Annotated in this window: 13 protein-coding genes and 1 pseudogene; 4 read left to right on the top strand and 10 right to left on the bottom strand. The window is 66.0% G+C overall.

Annotated features, from left to right (window positions below; all coding sequences use genetic code 11):
• Positions 1–907 precede the first annotated feature (907 nt).
• From DNK34_RS05760 to DNK34_RS05745, 4 genes are all read right to left on the bottom strand, one after another.
• On the bottom strand, positions 908–1,837 hold the full coding sequence (locus DNK34_RS05760) for an aliphatic sulfonate ABC transporter substrate-binding protein (RefSeq protein ID WP_131173539.1): 930 nt from the start codon (positions 1,835–1,837) through the stop codon (positions 908–910).
• 2 nt (positions 1,838–1,839) lie between these two features.
• Positions 1,840–2,883, bottom strand: a complete 1,044-nt coding sequence (mgrA, locus tag DNK34_RS05755; protein WP_131173540.1) for an L-glyceraldehyde 3-phosphate reductase — start codon at positions 2,881–2,883, stop codon at positions 1,840–1,842.
• A 119-nt stretch (positions 2,884–3,002) separates the two neighbouring features.
• Positions 3,003–4,328: an LLM class flavin-dependent oxidoreductase gene (locus tag DNK34_RS05750; protein WP_131173541.1), complete on the bottom strand. Its 1,326-nt coding sequence runs from the start codon at positions 4,326–4,328 to the stop codon at positions 3,003–3,005.
• A 94-nt stretch (positions 4,329–4,422) separates the two neighbouring features.
• Positions 4,423–6,651 (bottom strand): TonB-dependent receptor, encoded by a 2,229-nt coding sequence (locus DNK34_RS05745; protein ID WP_131173542.1) that lies wholly within the window; start codon positions 6,649–6,651, stop codon positions 4,423–4,425.
• A 286-nt stretch (positions 6,652–6,937) separates the two neighbouring features.
• Between DNK34_RS05745 and DNK34_RS05740 the strand changes: the two genes are divergently transcribed.
• Entirely contained in the window at positions 6,938–7,981 is a 1,044-nt protein-coding gene (locus DNK34_RS05740) for a LacI family DNA-binding transcriptional regulator (protein ID WP_131173543.1), read from the top strand.
• A 152-nt stretch (positions 7,982–8,133) separates the two neighbouring features.
• On the opposite strand, the gene DNK34_RS05735 is transcribed toward DNK34_RS05740, so the two are convergent.
• Both DNK34_RS05735 and DNK34_RS25685 read right to left on the bottom strand, forming a co-directional pair.
• Complete coding sequence (locus DNK34_RS05735; protein WP_131173544.1) at positions 8,134–8,703, bottom strand: nitroreductase family protein; 570 nt, start codon at positions 8,701–8,703, stop codon at positions 8,134–8,136.
• Positions 8,704–9,003: 300 nt separating this feature from the next.
• A pseudogene (locus tag DNK34_RS25685) lies at positions 9,004–9,108 on the bottom strand (YkgJ family cysteine cluster protein); the annotation flags it as partial.
• A gap of 167 nt (positions 9,109–9,275) precedes the next feature.
• Here DNK34_RS25685 and DNK34_RS05725 point away from each other — a divergent pair.
• The 3 genes from DNK34_RS05725 to DNK34_RS05715 all read left to right on the top strand — a co-directional run bounded on the left by DNK34_RS05725 (position 9,276) and on the right by DNK34_RS05715 (position 13,189).
• Positions 9,276–10,730, top strand: coding sequence for a TrkH family potassium uptake protein (locus DNK34_RS05725; protein ID WP_131173545.1), 1,455 nt, complete (start codon positions 9,276–9,278; stop codon positions 10,728–10,730).
• Between the two features lie 331 nt (positions 10,731–11,061).
• Positions 11,062–11,367: an Mpo1-like protein gene (locus DNK34_RS05720; RefSeq protein WP_131173546.1), complete on the top strand. Its 306-nt coding sequence runs from the start codon at positions 11,062–11,064 to the stop codon at positions 11,365–11,367.
• Positions 11,368–11,800: 433 nt separating this feature from the next.
• Positions 11,801–13,189, top strand: coding sequence for an adenylate/guanylate cyclase domain-containing protein (locus DNK34_RS05715; protein ID WP_131173547.1), 1,389 nt, complete (start codon positions 11,801–11,803; stop codon positions 13,187–13,189).
• 71 nt (positions 13,190–13,260) lie between these two features.
• Here DNK34_RS05715 and DNK34_RS05710 read toward each other — a convergent pair whose 3' ends face one another.
• The 4 genes from DNK34_RS05710 to DNK34_RS05695 form a co-directional block, all read right to left on the bottom strand.
• Positions 13,261–14,304 carry a glycosyltransferase family 4 protein gene (locus DNK34_RS05710; protein ID WP_131173548.1) on the bottom strand — a complete coding sequence of 348 codons (1,044 nt, stop codon included), beginning with the start codon at positions 14,302–14,304 and terminating at the stop codon, positions 13,261–13,263.
• Positions 14,301–15,125, bottom strand: a complete 825-nt coding sequence (locus DNK34_RS05705; RefSeq protein ID WP_131173549.1) for a UDP-2,3-diacylglucosamine diphosphatase — start codon at positions 15,123–15,125, stop codon at positions 14,301–14,303. The genes DNK34_RS05710 and DNK34_RS05705 overlap by 4 nt, the downstream gene beginning before the upstream one ends.
• Positions 15,126–15,385: 260 nt before the next feature.
• Positions 15,386–15,685, bottom strand: a complete 300-nt coding sequence (locus DNK34_RS05700) for an Rdx family protein (RefSeq protein WP_131173550.1) — start codon at positions 15,683–15,685, stop codon at positions 15,386–15,388.
• 42 nt (positions 15,686–15,727) lie between these two features.
• Positions 15,728–17,686, bottom strand: coding sequence for a motility hub landmark protein FimV (locus tag DNK34_RS05695; protein WP_207401575.1), 1,959 nt, complete (start codon positions 17,684–17,686; stop codon positions 15,728–15,730).
• Positions 17,687–17,788: the final 102 nt, after the last annotated feature.

The raw sequence follows: 17,788 nt of genomic DNA, 5'->3' as shown, positions 1-17,788 counted from the left end.
AACCGGTGGGAGCCGCGACCCCGCGGCGAATGGTGGCCACACCGCAAATGCCGCTGAATGGCCACGATCGTATCGCGCCGAGGGTGACGCGCCTACACGGGCGGTGGCTTGCCGCGAACCGGTGGGAACCGCGACCCCGCGGCGAATGGTGGCCACACCGCAGGTGCCGCTGAATGGCCACGATCGCATCGCGCCGAGGGCGACGCGCCTACACGGGCGGTGGCTTGCCGCGAACCGGTGGGAGCCGCGCCCCCGCGGCGAATGGTGGCCACACCGCAAATGCCGCTGAATGGCTACGATCGTATCGCGCCGAGGGCGACGCGCCTACACGGGCGGTGGCTTGCCGCGAACCGGTGGGAGCCGAGACCCCGCGGCGAATGGTGGCCACACCGCAGGTGCCGCTGAATGACCACGATCGCATCGCGCCGAGGGCGACGCTCCTACACGGGCGGTGGCTTGCCGCGAACCGGTGGGAGCCGCGACCCCGCGGCGAATGGTGGCCACACCGCAGGTGCCGCTGAATGGCCACGATCGTATCGCGCCGAGGTCGACGCGCCTACACGGGCGGTGGCTTGCCGCGAACCGCTGGGAGCCGCGACCCCGCGGCGAATGGTGGCCACACCGCAAATGCCGCTGAATGGCCACGATCGTATCGCGCCGAGGGCGACGCGCCTACACGGGCGGTGGCTTGCCGCGAACCGGTGGGAGCCGCGCCCCCGCGGCGAATGGTGGCCACACCGCAGGTGCCGCTGAATGGCCACGATCGTATCGCGCCGAGGGCGACGCGCCTACACGATCGGTGGCTTGCCGCGAACCGGTGGGAGCCGCGCCCCCGCGGCGAATGGTGGCCACACCGCAGGTGCCGCTGAATGGCCACGATCGCATCGCGCCGAGGGCGACGCGCCAGTCAGGGGTGCCAGACGGCCTTGTCGACCTCGACCGGTACCGGCAGCAGGCGGTTTTCCAGAAACAGGTCCGCGGTACGTTGCTGGGCGGCGACGATATCCGCGCTCACCGCGATCGGGGGCGATGGCGGGCGGTGGCTGAAGGTACGTTCTATCACCGCCTCGGGCAGCCCCATGAAACGCGCCAGCAGGCTGATGCTGGCGGCCCTGTCGTCACGGGTCAGGGCTTCGGCGCGCCCCAGTTCTTCGAGCAGTTGTGGAATGAACGCCGGATTCGCCTCGGCGAAGGGCCGGGCGGCGAGAAAGAACGGCCCGATCAGGCCCAGGCCTTCGCCATTGGCCAGCAGCCGGGCCTTGCCTTCCAGCTCGATGGCCGAATAGAACGGGTCCCAGATCGCCCAGGCGTCGACACTGCCGCGCTCGAAGGCAGCCCGGGCATCGGCCGGCGCCAGGTAGACCGGCTGGATATCGGCAAACGTCAGGCCGGCCTTGTGCAAGGCGCGCAGCACCAGGTTATGGGCGCTGGAGCCCTTCTGCAACGCCACCTTGCGCCCGGCCAGATCGGCCACGGACCGGATCGGGCTGTCCCGGGGTACCAGAATCGCCTCGGCCTGGGGCTTGGGCGGCTCGGCGGCGATATACAGCAGATCGGCACCGGCGGCCTGGGCGAAGAGCGGGGGTATATCGCCCGTGGCGCCGATATCCAGGCTGCCGATGTTCAGCGCTTCGAGCATCTGCGGCCCGGCGGGAAACTCGATCCACTGCACGCGGGTTTCGCCGAAGCGCTGCTCCAGCATCTTGTGTTCCTTGGCCAGCACCAGGCTGGCCGAGCCTTTCTGGTAACCGATGCGCAAGTTTGGCGGATCGGCCTGGACACCCTGCGCCAGACCCAGCAGCGCCAGTATGGCGGCGCCCAATCGAAGCAGCTTCATGCTCATTCCTGCCAGTCGGTCGAGGGCTTGGCCCACAGGTTGATACCGCTCTCCACGGCATGCTGATCGATCTGCGCCAGTTCCTCGGCGCTGAAGCTCAGGTTGTCCAGCGCGGCGACGTTCTCGACGATCTGCTCCGGCTTGCTCGCGCCGATCAGTGCCGAGGTGACGCGTGGATCACGCAGCGTCCAGGCCAGCGCCAGTTGCGCCAGGCTCTGCCCACGGCGCCGGGCGATCTGATCGAGGGCGCGGACCCGGGCGATGTTTTCCTCGGACAGGTGTTCCGGACGTAGCGAGGCGCCACCGGGACGGTTGACCCGGGAGTCTGCGGGAATGCCATCGAGGTACTTGTCGCTGAGCAGGCCCTGGGCCAGGGCGGTAAAGACGATCACGCCCGCCCCCTCCTCGTCCGTGGCCGCGAGCAGATCCTTCTCGATCCAGCGATTGAGCAGGTTGTAGGCCGGCTGGTGGATCAGCAAGGGCACGTTGCGCGCCCGCAGCAACGCGGCGATCTCCCGGGTCTTGCCCGCCGAGTAGGAGGAGATGCCGATGTACAGCGCCTTGCCCTGCTCGACGATGCTGGCCAGGGCGCCGGCGGTTTCTTCCAGGGGCGTATCCGGGTCGAAACGATGCGAATAGAAGATGTCGACGTAGTCCACGCCCATACGCCGCAGGCTCTGATCGAGGCTGGAAATCAGGTATTTGCGCGAGCTGCCGCCCTGGCCATAGGGCCCGGGCCACATGTCCCAGCCGGCCTTGGTGGAGATGATCAGCTCATCGCGGTAGTGGCGGAAGTCCTCGCGCAACAGACGGCCGAAGTTGCTCTCGGCGCTACCGTAGGGCGGGCCGTAATTGTTGGCCAGATCGAAGTGGTTGATGCCCAGGTCGAAGGCGGTGCGCAGCAAGGCGCGCTGGGTGTCGATGGGCGTGGCGTCGCCGAAGTTGTGCCACAGCCCCAGGGACAGTGCCGGCAGCACCAGGCCACTGCGGCCGACGCGACGATAGGGAATGCGTTCGTAACGATCAGGGGCGGCAAGGTAGCTCATGGTGTTCTCCTTCATATGAATCAAAAGCAGCTATGAGCTGCAAGCTTCAAGCGGCAAGTTAAAAGCGGTTCAGGTGTAACACCTGCGCTTTGCTTCTGGCTTGAAGCTTGCGGCTGTAGCTAAAAAAACCGGTTGCCCGGCCGCGGCAGTCCCAGGTGATCGCGCAGGGTGCGGCCCTGGTACTCGCGGCGGAACAGCCCGCGCCGCTGCAGTTCGGGCACCACCAGGGTGGCGAAGTCCTCGAGGCCCGCCGGCAGATGTGGCACCAGCAGGTTGAAACCGTCGGCAGCGCCGTCCTCGAACCAGGCCTGCAACTCGTCGGCGATCTGCGTCGGGGTGCCGATCAGGCTGTAGTGCCCTCGCCCGCCGGCGATGCGCCGCCCGAGCTGGGCCAGGCTGAGGTTTTCCGCCCCCGCCAGCTCGGTGAGCAGTTTCTGCCGGCTTTGCTGGCCGTCCTCGGTCAGCGGCAGCTCCGGCAACGGGCCATCCAGCGGATAGCCGGACAGGTCGAAGTTACCCAGCATGCGCCCGAGCAGCGCCACACCGACCGCCGGTTCGACCAGTTCCTGGAACTGCTCGAACTTCTCCCGCGCTTCGTTCTCGCCATGGGCGACCACCACGAATACCCCGGGCATGACTTTCAGCGAGTCCGGGCTGCGCCCGAAGGCGCCCAGACGACCCTTGAGATCGGCGTAGAAGGCCTGGGCCTTGGCCAGGGAGGTCTGTGCGGTGAACACCACCTCGGCAGTCTGGGCGGCGAGCCGGCGCCCGGTTTCCGAGGAGCCGGCCTGGACGACCACCGGCCGCCCCTGGGGCGAACGCGCGACGTTCAGCGGCCCGCGCACCTTGAAGTGTTCGCCCTGGTGATCGAGCACGTGCAACTTGTCGGGATCGTAGAACCGGCCACTGGCCTTGTCGCGGCCGAAGGCGTCGTCCGCCCAGCTGTCCCACAGGCCGCTGACCACCTCGTGGAACTCCCGGGCCCGGGCGTAGCGCTCGGCGTGGGCAATGTGCGCATCCAGACCGAAGTTGTGCGCTTCGGCGGCCGCGTCGGAGGTCACCAGGTTCCAGCCGGCACGGCCGCCGGAGAGGTGGTCGAGGGAGGCGAACTTGCGAGCCACGTGATAGGGCTCGTTGTAGCTGGTGGTCGCGGTGCCGATCAGGCCGATGCGCTCGGTCACGGCGGCGAGCGCGGACAGCAGCGTCAGCGGCTCGAAGTACACCGAGCGTGCGGTATGGCTGGAAATCGCGTCGGTCGGCGCGGCAACGCTGTCGGCCACGAACAGCGCATCGAACCTGGCGGCTTCGGCGATCTGCGCGCTGCGCCTGTACACCGAGAAATCCAGCGGGTCGGCCGGCACCTCGGGATGCCGCCAGGCGGCGACATGGTGCCCGGTGGCCATCAGGAAGGCGCCGAGGCTGAGTTGACGGGGAGCTTGACTCATAGGGAGATTACCTTGCGATCTGCGAGTGGCCGTGCCGCCGCTCTGGGTCGGCTCGCACGGGGTTGACACGCAAGTGGGTACGGCTGACGGCAGCTTAGAAATCCTTGTGCAGCTGTACGCCGAAATAGCGCTGGTCGTCGCGTGGCGCCATGCGGTAGATGTGGTTGCCGCCCGATGCCAGCAGGGTCGAATAGGACTTGTCGGTGAGGTTCCTGGCCAGCAAGGCCACCCGCCAGCCGTCGTTGTAGTTGGCCAGGGCCACACTGGCGTTCCAGATGCCGTAGGCGCCCTGGATGGTGTCCGGGTTCTGGTCGAGGCTGTACTGCACCTTGTCCTGCCAGCTGTAATCGGTGCTCAGCTCCACATCCAGGCCGTTGTCCAGGGGAATGCTGTAGTCGGCGCGCACATGGCTCTTCCAGTCCGGGCTGAAGGGCAGCGGCGCGCCGTCGATATCGCAGGTGGCTGCCGCGCCGGGTGGGCACTGGAAGCTGTCGACCCGGGCCTTGGTGTAGGCGACGGCGCCGGACAGTTTCAGCTGTCTGGTGGCCTGCAGGCTGTAGTCCAGTTCCACCCCTTGGGTCTTCACGCTGCCGGCATTGATCAGGCGGGTCACCACCTGGTTGGCCACGGTGTCGAAGAAGTTGGCCTGGTAGTTGTCGTAATCGGTGTGGAACAGCGCCAGGTTGGCCACCAGGCGATTGTTCCAGGCCGTGCTCTTCAGACCGAGCTCGTAGGAATCCGAGGTTTCCGGCTCGAGCGCATCGGTATCGCGCGGCTGCATGTTGAAGAACACGTTGTAGGCCGGGCCCTTGTAGCCACGGGAATAGGTGGCGTAGCCGGTCAGCTCGTCGCTGAAGTCGTACTGCAGGCCGACGCGCCCGGTCCAGCCGTCCTCGTCCACCGAGCCGGAACTGCGGGTCGACGGCTGGATGCCGGCGACGGTCGTGGCGGAGGTGGACACCCGGCGATGATCGTATTCGACGTCGTCGTGGGTCCAGCGCAGGCCGAGGATGCCGCGAAAGTCCTCGGTGAAGTTGAAGGTGTTCTCGCCGAACAGCGCATAGCTGTCGTTGCTCACGCTGTAGTCGGCGCGCCCATTGTCGATGACGCCAGCGTTGACCGACTGGCGCCGGTACACCTCGTCCGAACGGCCGTGCATGTAGAAGGCGCCGACCACGTACTCGAGGAACTCGCCTTTCGGCGAGGCCAGGCGCAATTCCTGGGAGTACTGGTCGTAGCGCACGTCGCCCTTGTCATGGGAGGCCGTGGTCGGCAGCTGGGCGCTGCGGTCGCCGTCCTGGTACTGGGTGTTGTCCCAGCCGCGCCAGGCGCTGATCGAGGTCAGGGTGAAGTCGCCCAGTTGCCAGTCGGCCTGGCCGGACAGGCCGGTGTTGGTGTCCTCGACGTGGGTCTTGTAGTCGCTGTTGATGGTGCGGTTGTGAGCGCTGGGGCGCAGGCCGGCCGCCAGCGCCGGGGCGCTGGTCGAGACGATCACGCCACTGGGGATGCTGTCTTCGCCTTCGAGGTAGTCGCCGGTCAGGGTGAATGTGAAATCCTCGTTCGGCTCGAACTGCAACTTGCCGCGCACGCCCTTGCGCTCGTAGCCGTTGACGTCGTGACCGTTGGCGACGTTCTCCACGTTGCCGTCGTAGCGGCCCCACAGGGTGCTCAGCGAGCCTTTCAGGGTGTCGCTCAGGCGGCCGCCGATGCCGAAGCGCAGGCGGTTTTCGTTGCCGCCGCCGAAGTGCGAGTAATCGACATAGCCGCGGGTTTCCTCGGCGATGTCCCGGGAGACGATATTGAGCACCCCGGCCGAGGCATTCTTGCCGAACAGGGTGCCCTGCGGGCCTCGCAGCACCTCGATGCGCTCCACATCGAGCAGATCCAGGGTCGACTGCCCGGGACGGCCGAAGACCACGCCATCCACCACGGTGGCCACGGTCGGCTCGACACCCGGCGAGGTGGAGATGGTGCCCACGCCACGGACGAACAGCGAGGTGTCCTTGTTCGACGCGCCGGAACGGAAATTCAGCGTTGGCACCTGTTGCACGATGCTCGACACGCTGTTGCGGTTGTCGCGCTCCAGTTGCTCGCCATCGACCACGGCGACGGCCACCGGCACCTTCTGCAGCGACTCTTCGCGGCGGGTAGCGGTGACAGTGACGGTTTTCAGCGCCGTTGCCGAGGTGTCGGCGGCGACCGCGTCCTCCTCGGCCCAGGCCTGCTGGCCGAGGCTGGCGAGGAAAATGGCGGCCGCCAGAGGGCTGCGGCGGCTGAATGCGGTGAGGCCGTTCCGTGCGGCTTTACGATCTGTGTTGTGCATGGGAATCCACTGCCGATATGACCAGACATTGCCTGCCAGGCAGGCGGTTCAGGAACTGTCGGAGGTCTGGTCTCGCTCGTACGAGTGGCAGCTGGTTGCAGACAGTTCGTCGCTTGTTAGCGCTAACATGGCCAGTATCGGGATGCCCGCATAGAGCGTCAAATAATTAAAAATTATTTTTATATTCCACAAAACACTTCCCGAAATTCCGCGCGGCGATCTTTTGTTAGCGCTAACAAATGCAGTAAGGTTCGCGCACTGTCTTTCCAGCCGGGCGTTATCGACCTTGACCAGCAGCAGAGAACCCAGCCGCAAGCGCCGCGGCGCCGGGCGCGTCACCCTGAACACGGTCGCGCAGCGGGCAGGCGTTTCCGCGATCACCGTGTCGCGCTTCTTCAACCAGCCGGAACAGGTTTCCGACGAGTTGCGCGAGCGCATCCAGGCGGTGGTGACCGAATTGGGCTATGTGCCGAACATGGTGGCCGGCGGCCTGGCTTCGGCTCGCGGGCGCATCATCGGCATGGTCATCCCGAACATTTCCGGGCCGATCTTCGCCAACACCATCCAGGGCTTCAGCGACACCCTCAGCCGCCATGGCTATCAACTGCTGCTGGCGTCCAGCTACTTTTCCGAGGAGCAGGAGGAAAGCGCGGTGCGCGCCTTTCTCGGCTGGTCGCCGGCGGCCCTGGTGGTCACCAGCCACTTCCACAGCGCCGGTACCGAAAAGATGCTCGCCGACGCCGATGTTCCACTGGTGGAAATCTGGGACTACCGCCCCGAGCGGGCGCCCATGCAGGTGGGCTTCGTCCATCGCGAGGTGGGCGTGAGCGCCGCCCGCTACCTGCTGGGCAAGGGCTATAGGCGCATCGCCTTCGTGCAGAACAGCGTCGCCGGCGACCTCAGCGCGCTGGAACGCCGCGACGGTTACGCCGATACGTTGCGCGAGGCCGGCCTGGAGCCCTGGGTGTTCGTGCCCAGCGCCGACTGTGCGCCCTTCGAGGCCGGCAAGCAGGCCATGGACAGCCTGATGGCGCGCACACCGCGCCCGGATGCGATCATTTTCGCCAACGACAACCTGGCCGCTGGCGGTCTGCTCGCCGGCCAGCGCGCCGGCCTGCGCATTCCCCGGGACTGCGCCGTGGTCGGCTTCGGCGACTACGCCTTCGCGCCGATGCTGATGCCGAGCCTGACCACCATCCGCCCACCGGCGCTGCAGATCGGCGAGCTGGCCGCCACCCGCATCCTGCAGGCGCTGGGGGTCTCGACCATGGCGGACAGCTCCCCGCCCGGCCCGCTCGACTGCCAGTTGATCGAGCGGGAAAGCGCCTGAAGGCGCCCTGATGCCGATCAGATAAGGTTTTTTGAGACCCCCTACAGAAGAGCGGCAAACCGCCGTCCGTGTAGGAGCGTCGACCTCGGCGCGATGCGATGGCGGCCATCGCACAAAGCGTGTCATGGCCAGCAATCGCGCGGCCAGTTGCCTCAGCCGCGAGCCGGCGACCAGGCGCTGACGAAGTCCTCGACCGCGAGCGGCGTCGGTGTGCGCGGCTCGCGCTCGGGGCTGCCCAGGTAGAGATAGCCGACCACCTGTTCGTCGGCCGTAAGCCCCAGGCCTTGATTGACCTGTGCGTCGTAGGACAGCTCGCCGGTACGCCAGACCGCGCCGATCCCCTGAGCATGGGCGGCGATGAGCATGGCGTGCGCCGCGCAGCCGGCCGCGATCAGCTGCTCCTGCCGCGGCACCTTGGGGTGCGCCTGCAGCCGCGCGATCACCACCACCAGCAGCGGCGCCCGCAAGGGCATGCCGCGGGCCTTGGTCAAGGCCTCGACGCTGGCGTCGCCGGACCTGGCCGCCAGCGCGCTGGCGAACAGCTCGCCCAAGGCGACCCGATCATCGCCCTCGACGGTCAGAAAGCGCCATGGCCGCAGCTGACCATGATCCGGTGCGCGCAGTGCGGCACGAAACAGCCGTTCGCGCTGGGCCGCATCCGGTGCGGGCTCGCACAGCCGGGGCACGGAAACGCGGTTGATCAGGGCATCGAGGGCATCCATCGGCTCACCTCCTGGAAAAAGAACCGGGATTCTAGCAGCCAAGCGCCCTGAGCATGGCCCGTGCGCTTTGGATGGCAGCCATTGCCCGGAAGCGGGTTGGGCCGCCCGATCGCCGCTGAAGCGCTTCTCATCAAACATCAGGTAACCCGTTGGTTCATATGATTTTAAAAAAATCAGGAAGGGTCGGGCCGCGTAGGATGGGTGCCAACCCATCGGCAATTGATGGGTTTCACCTACGCGGCCCGCCCCATCCTACGGCCTGTTTGCTGCGCGACAGCGCTGCGGACAGTGGTGCTCGCCATCCGGCACCGTACCGCCCGCCGATTGACACTCGCCCCAGAAGAAAGACACACGAAAAGGCGCGCAGCAGGCGCCGCACGCAAGACACGCATTGCTGGAAATGATTTCGCAGGCTCAGAAACCGCCAAGAGCCGGCACCCGGGGGCGTATTCCATGCCTCGCCATCACCTTGTCAAGCAGGCGGTGGGTGGTGTTCCAGGCCGACGGCGACGTTGGTTTACAGCACCGGCGGCAACGGTAGAATGGCGCCACTTTTTCGCGGAAAACCACCGATGGCCTGGCCGACCTTACGAATCATCGCATTCATCAACGGCATTTTCCTCATCACCCTGGCCATCGGCATGACCATCCCCATGCTCACCCTGGTGATGTTCGAGCGCGCGGCGGAGCTCAATCCGTTTCTCTGGTCGAGCCTGATCACCTTTCTCGCCGGGCTGTCGATGATCGTCCGCGGCCGCCCGCAGGATGCCCACCTGCGCCCCCGCGACATGTACCTGCTGACGGTATCGAGCTGGCTGCTGGTGTGCATCTTCGCCGCCTTGCCGTTCATGTTCACCCAGCACATGAGCTACACGGACGCCTTCTTCGAGAGCATGTCGGGCATCACCGCCACCGGCGCCACCGTGCTGATCGGCCTGGATGACATGTCGCCGGGCATCCTGATCTGGCGGTCGCTGCTGCACTGGCTGGGCGGCATCGGCTTCATCGCCATGGCCGTGGCCATCCTGCCGATGCTGCGCATCGGTGGCATGCGCCTGTTCCAGACCGAATCCTCGGATCGCTCGGACAAGGTCATGCCGCGCTCGCACATGGTGGCCAAGTACATGGTGGTGGCCTACCTGGGCATCAGCCTGCTCGGCTGCCTGGCGTTCTGGCTGGCCGGCATGAGCCCGTTCGACGCGGTCAATCACAGCATGTCGGCGATCTCCACCGGCGGTTTTTCCACGTCCGACCTGTCGCTGGCCAAATGGACGCAGCCGGCCGTGCACTGGGTCGCGGTTCTGCTGATGATCCTCGGCAGCCTGCCGTTCGTGCTCTATGTCTCGACGCTGCGCGGCAATTACGGCGCGGTGCTCGGCGACCAGCAGGTTCGCGGCTTCCTCGCCATCCTCATCGGCACCTGGCTGGTGCTGGGTACCTGGTACTACCTGACCACCGACCTGCACTGGCTGGATGCGTTGCGCCACGTTGCGGTCAATGCCACCTCGATCATGACCACCACCGGTTTCGCCCTCGGCGACTACTCGCTGTGGGGCGGTTTCGCCGGCATGCTGTTCTTCTACCTGGGCTTCATTGGCGGCTGCTCGGGCTCGACCGCCGGCGGCCTGAAGATCTTCCGCTTCCAGGTCGCCTACATCCTGCTCAAGGCCAACCTGATGCAGCTGGTGCATCCACGGGCGGTGATCAAGCAGCAATACAACCGCCACCGCCTGGACGAGGACATCGTCCGCTCGATCCTGACCTTCTCCTTCTTCTTCACCATCACCATCGCCCTCCTGGCCCTGGCGCTGACTCTGTGCGGCCTGGACTGGATCACCGCCCTGAGCGGCGCGGCGAGCACGGTATCCGGCGTCGGCCCCGGCATGGGGCCGATCATCGGCCCGGCCGGCACCTATGCCAGCCTGCCGGACGTGGCCAAGTGGCTGCTGACCCTGGGCATGCTGCTCGGACGCCTGGAAATCCTCACCGTGCTGGTGCTGCTGATGCCGGCCTTCTGGCGACACTGACACGCGAGTGTCGGTGGACGCCCGATCCCCACACGGCATTCAACGATAGCGTGAAGGCTGGCCACGCTGGCGCAGGGGGCGCGTCCCGCGGCGATTGGCGGGCCCAGCATCGATCCCGCTGAATGGCCGCCATCGCTTCGCCCCGGGGTCGGGGCTCCTACGATTGGGCCTTTTGACCTCCGTTCGGATTATTGTACGGGGAGCGTCAGGACGGTCCCTATCCGAGCACCCGGGCACTGGCGGTGATTCCCCCCAGTGAACATGGGCCTGAACGCAAAGCGGTACTAGACTACGAGACACCGAGCCCGATAAAAACAACAGGAGGTGCTCCATGCCGAAACGCTTCAACTCCTTCGCCGAGTTCTACCCCTATTACCTGCAGGAGCACAGCAACCCGACCTGCCGGCGCCTGCACTATGTCGGCAGCCTGCTGGTGCTGGCCGTGCTCGGCCATGTGCTGCTCAGCCAGCAATGGCTGTGGTTGCTGATGCTGCCGGTGATCGGCTACGGCTTCGCCTGGGTCGGGCACTTTTTCTTCGAGCACAACCGTCCGGCGACTTTCCAGTACCCGCTGTACTCGCTGATGGGCGACTGGGTGATGCTCAAGGATGTCCTCACCGGCCGCATTCGCTTTTAGCCGGGCCAAGCCAGGCGTTGACCACCGCGACCCTTCATAACGATCAGATAAGGTTTAGGAGCGGGCGCCTACAGGAGAGCGGCAAACCACCGCACGTGCAGGAGCGTCGCCCTCGGCGCGATACGATTGCAGCCATCGCGCAGAATCCGTGGCGTAGCTAGCATTCGCCGCGGGGTCGCGGCTCCTGCAGGGCCAGCGTCTTGCGAGCCACCTGCTTGACTGGCTGGTATCGACCGCGACCCTGGCATTTTCGCTGGTGGCCTTCTTTCATCTGCCGCTGGTGGCCCGTAGCCTACCGCTGCTCCTATTCCGCTTTGCCGCCATCGTCGCGCTTGGTTATGATCCCGCTTTGCCGCTGGCCCGTTCGCACGTCTGCCACTCGCATGACGCCCGGTATGGCAGTCGGAACCTCAGTAGGGATTTCCTCCAACGCATGAATGCAACCTTCTCCAGCCATCCCGACGCGCTGCCAACGCCTCCCCTGCGCGAATACTATTCGCGGGTGCTGGCCTATATAGCCCTGGCCGCCAGTGTCGCCGCCGGCACCTATGTGCAGGTGTTCGGTCACGATATGCTGTGGATGGTGCCCTACGCCCTGCTCTACCCCCACCTGGCCCACCATCTCGGCCAATATTTCAAGCGCGATCATCCACAACGAACCGTGCTAGTCCTGCTGTTCATCGACGCCCTGCACTGCGGCGCGGCCCTGGCGTTCCTGAGTTTCTCCGTGGTCCCCAGCCTGATGTGCCTGCTCACCCTGTGCTTCAGTGCGCTGATCATCGGCGGGCTGCGCGACATGGGCCTGGCGCTGCTGGTCGCGATCAGCGGCACCCTGCTCACCGCCTCGCTGATCGATCTGCGCATCGAGCCCGAGACGCCGGTGCTGGTGGCCCTGGTCAGCATCGCCTTCTCCACCCTGTACATCTGCATCACCGCCTATTTCGTGCACCACCAGGGCATACGCCTGACCCAGGTGCGCAGCGAGATCAAGCGCGAACAGGAAAAGGCGGCCCGGCTGGCGCGCAACCTGGCCAAGTACCTGTCGCCGCAGGTCTGGGAATCGATCTTCAGTGGCAAGAAAAGCGTGCGCCTGGAAACCCAGCGCAAGAAGCTGACGGTATTCTTCTCCGACATCAAGGGCTTCACCGAGCTGTCCGAGGAGCTGGAAGCCGAAGCCCTGACCGACCTGCTCAACAGCTACCTCAATGAAATGTCGAAGATCTGCCTCAAGTTCGGCGGCACCATCGACAAGTTCATCGGCGACAGCGTGATGGTGTTCTTCGGCGACCCGACCAGCCAGGGCGCCAAGAAGGACGCCGTGGCCGCGGTGTCGATGGCCATCGTCATGCGCAAGCACATGAAGGTGCTGCGCCAGCAATGGCGCGCCCAGGGCATCACCAAGCCCCTGGAAATCCGCATGGGCCTGAATACCGGCTATTGCACGGTCGGCAACTTCGGCGCCGACACGCGCATGGACTACACCATCATCGGCCGCGACGTGAACCTGGCCAGCCGCCTGGAAAGCGCCGCCGAAGCCGGCGAGATCCTCATCTCCCACGAGACCTACTCGCTGGTCAAGGACGTGATCATGTGCCGCGACAAGGGCCAGATCAACGTCAAGGGCTTCACCCGACCGGTCCAGATCTACCAGGTGGTGGATTTCCGCCGCGACCTGGGCGCCAGTTCGAGCTATGTCGAACACGAACTGCCCGGCTTCTCCATGTACCTGGACACCAATGGCATCCAGAACTTCGACAAGGAACGCGTCATCCAGGCCCTGCAGCAGGCCGCCGAGAAACTGCGCGACAAGATCATCATGTAGGGCGGCATGGTCGCCGCCTTGCCTGCAGGCGTCGGTCGACCCTCAGCGAGACCTTGTCCGCACGGGGCATTTCACCAGCCGCCAATCGCCGAAACCGGTACGCCTTGCGGCAATGGCTCGCCACTGAGCAAGGGTTGCCGGGCGAGGAACTCCAGGGCCGACGCGTGCCAGGATTGTCGCCCCGCCACCTCGGCGCATCGCCCGCGATCCAGTTCGAGCGCCGCCAGGCAGGCCTGGCGCAGGTCATCGGCCAAGACCCCGGTCACCCCCGGCAGCACCACGTCCAGCGGGCCGGGCACGGTAAAGGCGGCCACCGGCGTACCGCACGCCTGGGCCTCGAGCATCACCAGGCCATAGGTATCGGTCAGCGACGGGAACACCAGCACACTGGCCCGGCGATAGGTTTCGGCCAGGGCCTCGCCGTGCCGATAGCCGAAGAACTTCGCCAGCGGATAGGCCTGCTCCAGTGCCTGGCGTTGCGGCCCATCGCCGACGACCCACTTTTCCCCCGGCAGGTCGAGGTCGAGAAAGGCCTGCAGGTTCTTCTCCGGGGCGATGCGCCCGACGTAGAGGAACACCGCCGAGAGCTGCCCATGCCGCCCTCCCTGGCGCTTGAACAAACGCGTATCGACGCCCTTGCGCCATAGCGACAGACGCTGCAGGCGGCGACGGGCGAATTCCGTCCGCAAGCGCTCGGTGCTCACCAGTACCGCCTGGCTGGGCCGGTGAAAGGCACGCAGGAAGGCGTAGCCCAGGCTCAGCGGCAACCAGCGATAACGGGCGCTCAGGTACTCCGGGAAACGGGTATGGATGGCGCTGGAAAAGGCCAGGCCGCGGCGTTTCAACCAGCGCCGCGCCGCCCAGCCCAGCGGGCCTTCGGTGGCCAGGTGCACGCAGTCGGGACGAAAGGCCTCGATGGCGGCGCCAACGCGCCACAGATTCCACACCAGGGGAATCTCCGGATAGCTCGGGCAAGGCACGCTGCGAAACCCATGGGGCGCCAGCACCTCGACCTGGTGGCCCATGCCTCGCAGTTCGTCGACCAGCGCCTGCAGGCTGGTGACCACGCCATTGACCTGCGGCGCCCAGGCATCGGAAACGATCAGCAGCCTCATGCCGCCGGCTCGATGACCGCGACCTTGGCCGCCTGCAGACGGGCCAGCCGATCCTGGTCATCGGCCAGGCGGTACAGCTCGATATGGCCGTCCAAGTGCTCGATCAATGCCGTGCACGACTCGACCCAGTCGCCGCAGTTCATGTATTCGACCTGGTCCATCTGGCGGATCTCGGCATGGTGGATGTGGCCGCAGACCACGCCGTTGAAGCCGCGCCGGGTGCACTCATGGGCGATGGCCTCTTCGAAGTCGCTGATGAAGTTCACCGCGCTCTTGACCTTGTGCTTGAGGTAGGCCGACAGCGACCAGTAGCCATAGCCATAACGGTGGCGCCAGCCGTTGAGCCAGCGGTTCAGGGTCAGGGTGAAGCCATAGGCCGAATCGCCGAGAAAGGCCAGCCAGCGGTGATAGCGGGTGATCACGTCGAACTGGTCGCCATGGATCACCAGCAGGCGACGGCCATCGGCGGTGATGTGTTCGGCCTCGTCCACCAGGTGGATATTGCCGAGCAGCAGCCTGGAGTAACGGCGCAGGAATTCGTCGTGGTTGCCGGTCACGTAGATCACCTCGGTCCCGCGCTTGCTCATGGTCAGCAGGCGGCGGATCACGTTGGTGTGGGCTTGTGGCCAGTAGATGCCGCCGCGCAGTTTCCAGCCATCGATGATGTCGCCCACCAGATAGATACGGTCGGCCTGGTAGCGCTTGAGAAAGGCCGCCAGGTGCTCGGCCTGGGAATCGCGGGTACCCAGGTGCACATCGGAAATCCACAGGGTACGGACACGTTGCTTGCGACTCGGTCTTACCAGCTGTGCGCTGCTCATGGGCGGTCTCCGGCGGTTTTCGCCGAGCTTGCGCGAAGCCGGTGAAAGGTTTGTGACCGCGTCATGGCCATTGCATGACAGCTTCACTGGCCGCTGGCGGCGATCCCGGCCCGGCGTCCCGCCACCGTGCGCGCGAGCCTCAGCGGCGACAGGCTTGCGGCCATCCCGCGAAATCCGCGCCGCGGCCACCATTCGCCGCGGGCCGCGGCACCGCCAAGAACCGGGTCTTGCCAGCGAACCGAACACTGGCATCCGTATGCTCAGGCAGGCGCCGCGTTCCGATCGTTGTGGCCCAGATCGCGAGTGGGGTCGATCTGGTCACGCACGCGTTGCTTGAGCACCTTGGCTTCGGGGAAACCGCCATCGGCCTTGCGCTCCCAGATCTGCACATCGTCGCAGAGGATGCGGAACACGCCGCCGGTGCCCGGTTCCAGGCTGACTTTTGCCAGGTCGTCGGCGAAGGTCGACAACAGTTCCTGGGCCAGCCAGGCGGCACGCAACAACCACTGGCACTGGCTGCAATAGGTGATGGTCACTTCCACTTTTTTGTTCTGACTCATTGTGATTCTCCTTGGCGATTGCTCAGCCCGTGACGCGGCACCTCAGGCGATCCGTGCCAGCAGCTCGCGAGCTTCCTGCTTCTGCTGCTCGTCGCCCTCGTCGATCACTTCATTGAGAATGGCACAGGCCGCCTGCAGATCGCCCTGCTCGATATAGGCCAGCGCCAGGTTGAGCTGGCTCAGGCTCTCGTGGTCCGCAGCCAGTCGGTCGAGGTCGTCCGGCAGCTCTTCCTCGACCAGCATGGCGCTGGCGAAAGGACTGCGGGCATCAGGGAAAAAGGCCTCCGGCAACTCGTCCAGCTGGCTGTCGAGCTCGGCCTGGACAGCGGCTTTCCTGTTCGCGTCCGGGGCGAACGGGCTGACCAGGTCCCAGTCCGCATCCAGGGAAAGGTCGTCCAGATTGAGTTGAAAGTCATCGTCCTGAGGGGGCTGCGCGGCAGGCGCAGGCGTTTCATCGAACGCCAGGATCAGGTCGTCCAGGGGCTCCGGCGCCGGCTGGGCGAACAAGGCGGGGTAACGCGCCTTGAGCTGATCGATACGGGCAGGGTCGAAACCCGACTCACGCAGCACGGCCTCCTCCTCGGCGAAGGCCTCGGCGTTACCCTGCTGCGCCAGCACGTCGAGCAGGCGCAAGCGGATATCCCCACGTTGCGGCTGCGCCAGGCATGCCTGACGCAGGGTGGTCGCCGCCTCCCCCAGGCGGCCGTAGGCGATATAGATATTGGCGCCCTCGAGGGCATCGGTCGCGCCCACCAGGCTGGCTGGTTCCAGGCCCTGCGGGCGGGCCGGCACCGGCGCCTCGGCGCGCGTCACCACGACCGCCTCGGCGGGAGGCGGCATGACCACCGCGGGCTCGACCACGGCCCGGGCATCACGCCTGCGCGAGCGCCAGAACAGCGCCAGCAATGCGCCAAGCACGGCCAGCAGCGAGACCGCCAGGAGCCACCACATCCCCTGTTCACGTGGCGCCTGCCCGCGCTGGGTAGCCGCTGCGGCAGGCGTCACGACGGGCTGCGCGGGCGTGCGGGCGGCGATCTGCGCCTGCAATTGCGCCAGTTGCGCGTCCCTGGCCTGCATCTGCTGCTGCAGGGCCTGCAACTGCTCCTGCATGGCCAGCATGTTCTGCTGCAACTGCAGGTTCTCCGCGGTGCGGCTGGCCAGTTCTTCGTCGACGCGGCGCATCTGGGCCAGTAGCTCGACCTGCGGTTCCTGCGGCTGTTGCGGCGTGCTGTCGCTGGCGGCCGCGGACATCGGCTCGGCGGCCGGGGTGGCGGCAAGCGCAGCGGGGCTGGAGACGGGCACGGCGCTATCGGGCAGCAGCAGGCTGGCCCCGGCGCGCAGACGGTGGATGTCGCCATTGCCGAATGCCTGGGGATTGAGGGCATGGATATCGCGCATCAGCTCCTGCTGGGTCGCCGGGCTGCCATGGCCGCGCAGACGGCTGGCAATCGTCCACAGGCTGTCGCCACTGGCAACCGTATAGCGCTGGCCCTGTGTTGCCGCCGGCGTGGGCCGTGGTGCGGCGGCAGGCGCCCTGGCGGCCGGGCTGGGCCGATCCTCGCCGCGCACGGCAGGCACGGCGGCGAGCGCACGGTAGGCCGAGGAACCGGGCGGATCGAGCAACAGGGTGTACTCGCGCAGCAACTGGCCGTTGGGACGGCTGACTTCGACGATGAAATTCAGGAACGGCTCACGAACCGGCTGGCTGGATACCACCCGGATGGCGCTGTTGCCGCCGCGCAGCAGGGGCGTGAAACGCAGATCGCTGAGGAAATGGACGCGGTCGACGCCGGAACGCTGGAAGGCATCGGCCGAGGCCAGTCGGACCTTCAGATCGTCGGCGCTCAAATCGCCAACGGCGAGCAGTTCGATTTCGGCGTCCAGTGGCTGATTCAAGGCCGAGTGCAGGGTGATTTCGCCCAGGCCCAGCGCCGGCGCCAACCCCGAATAGAAGGCCGAGCCCGAAGCCAGCCCGATCAGCAATCGACGAACACGCGTCATAAAAAAACTCTCGATAACTCCGCTCGGGTAGTCATATCGCAGAAAGCCGACACAGGTCGGATGCGATGCGAAAACAGCGCGGCACAGTGTTGCGTCGGAAAA

Origin of the sequence: Phytopseudomonas dryadis, from assembly GCF_004327355.1 — a bacterium.
Classification (GTDB): Bacteria; Pseudomonadota; Gammaproteobacteria; order Pseudomonadales; family Pseudomonadaceae; genus Aquipseudomonas; species Aquipseudomonas dryadis.
This window is presented reverse-complemented; position numbering and strand designations above follow the sequence as displayed.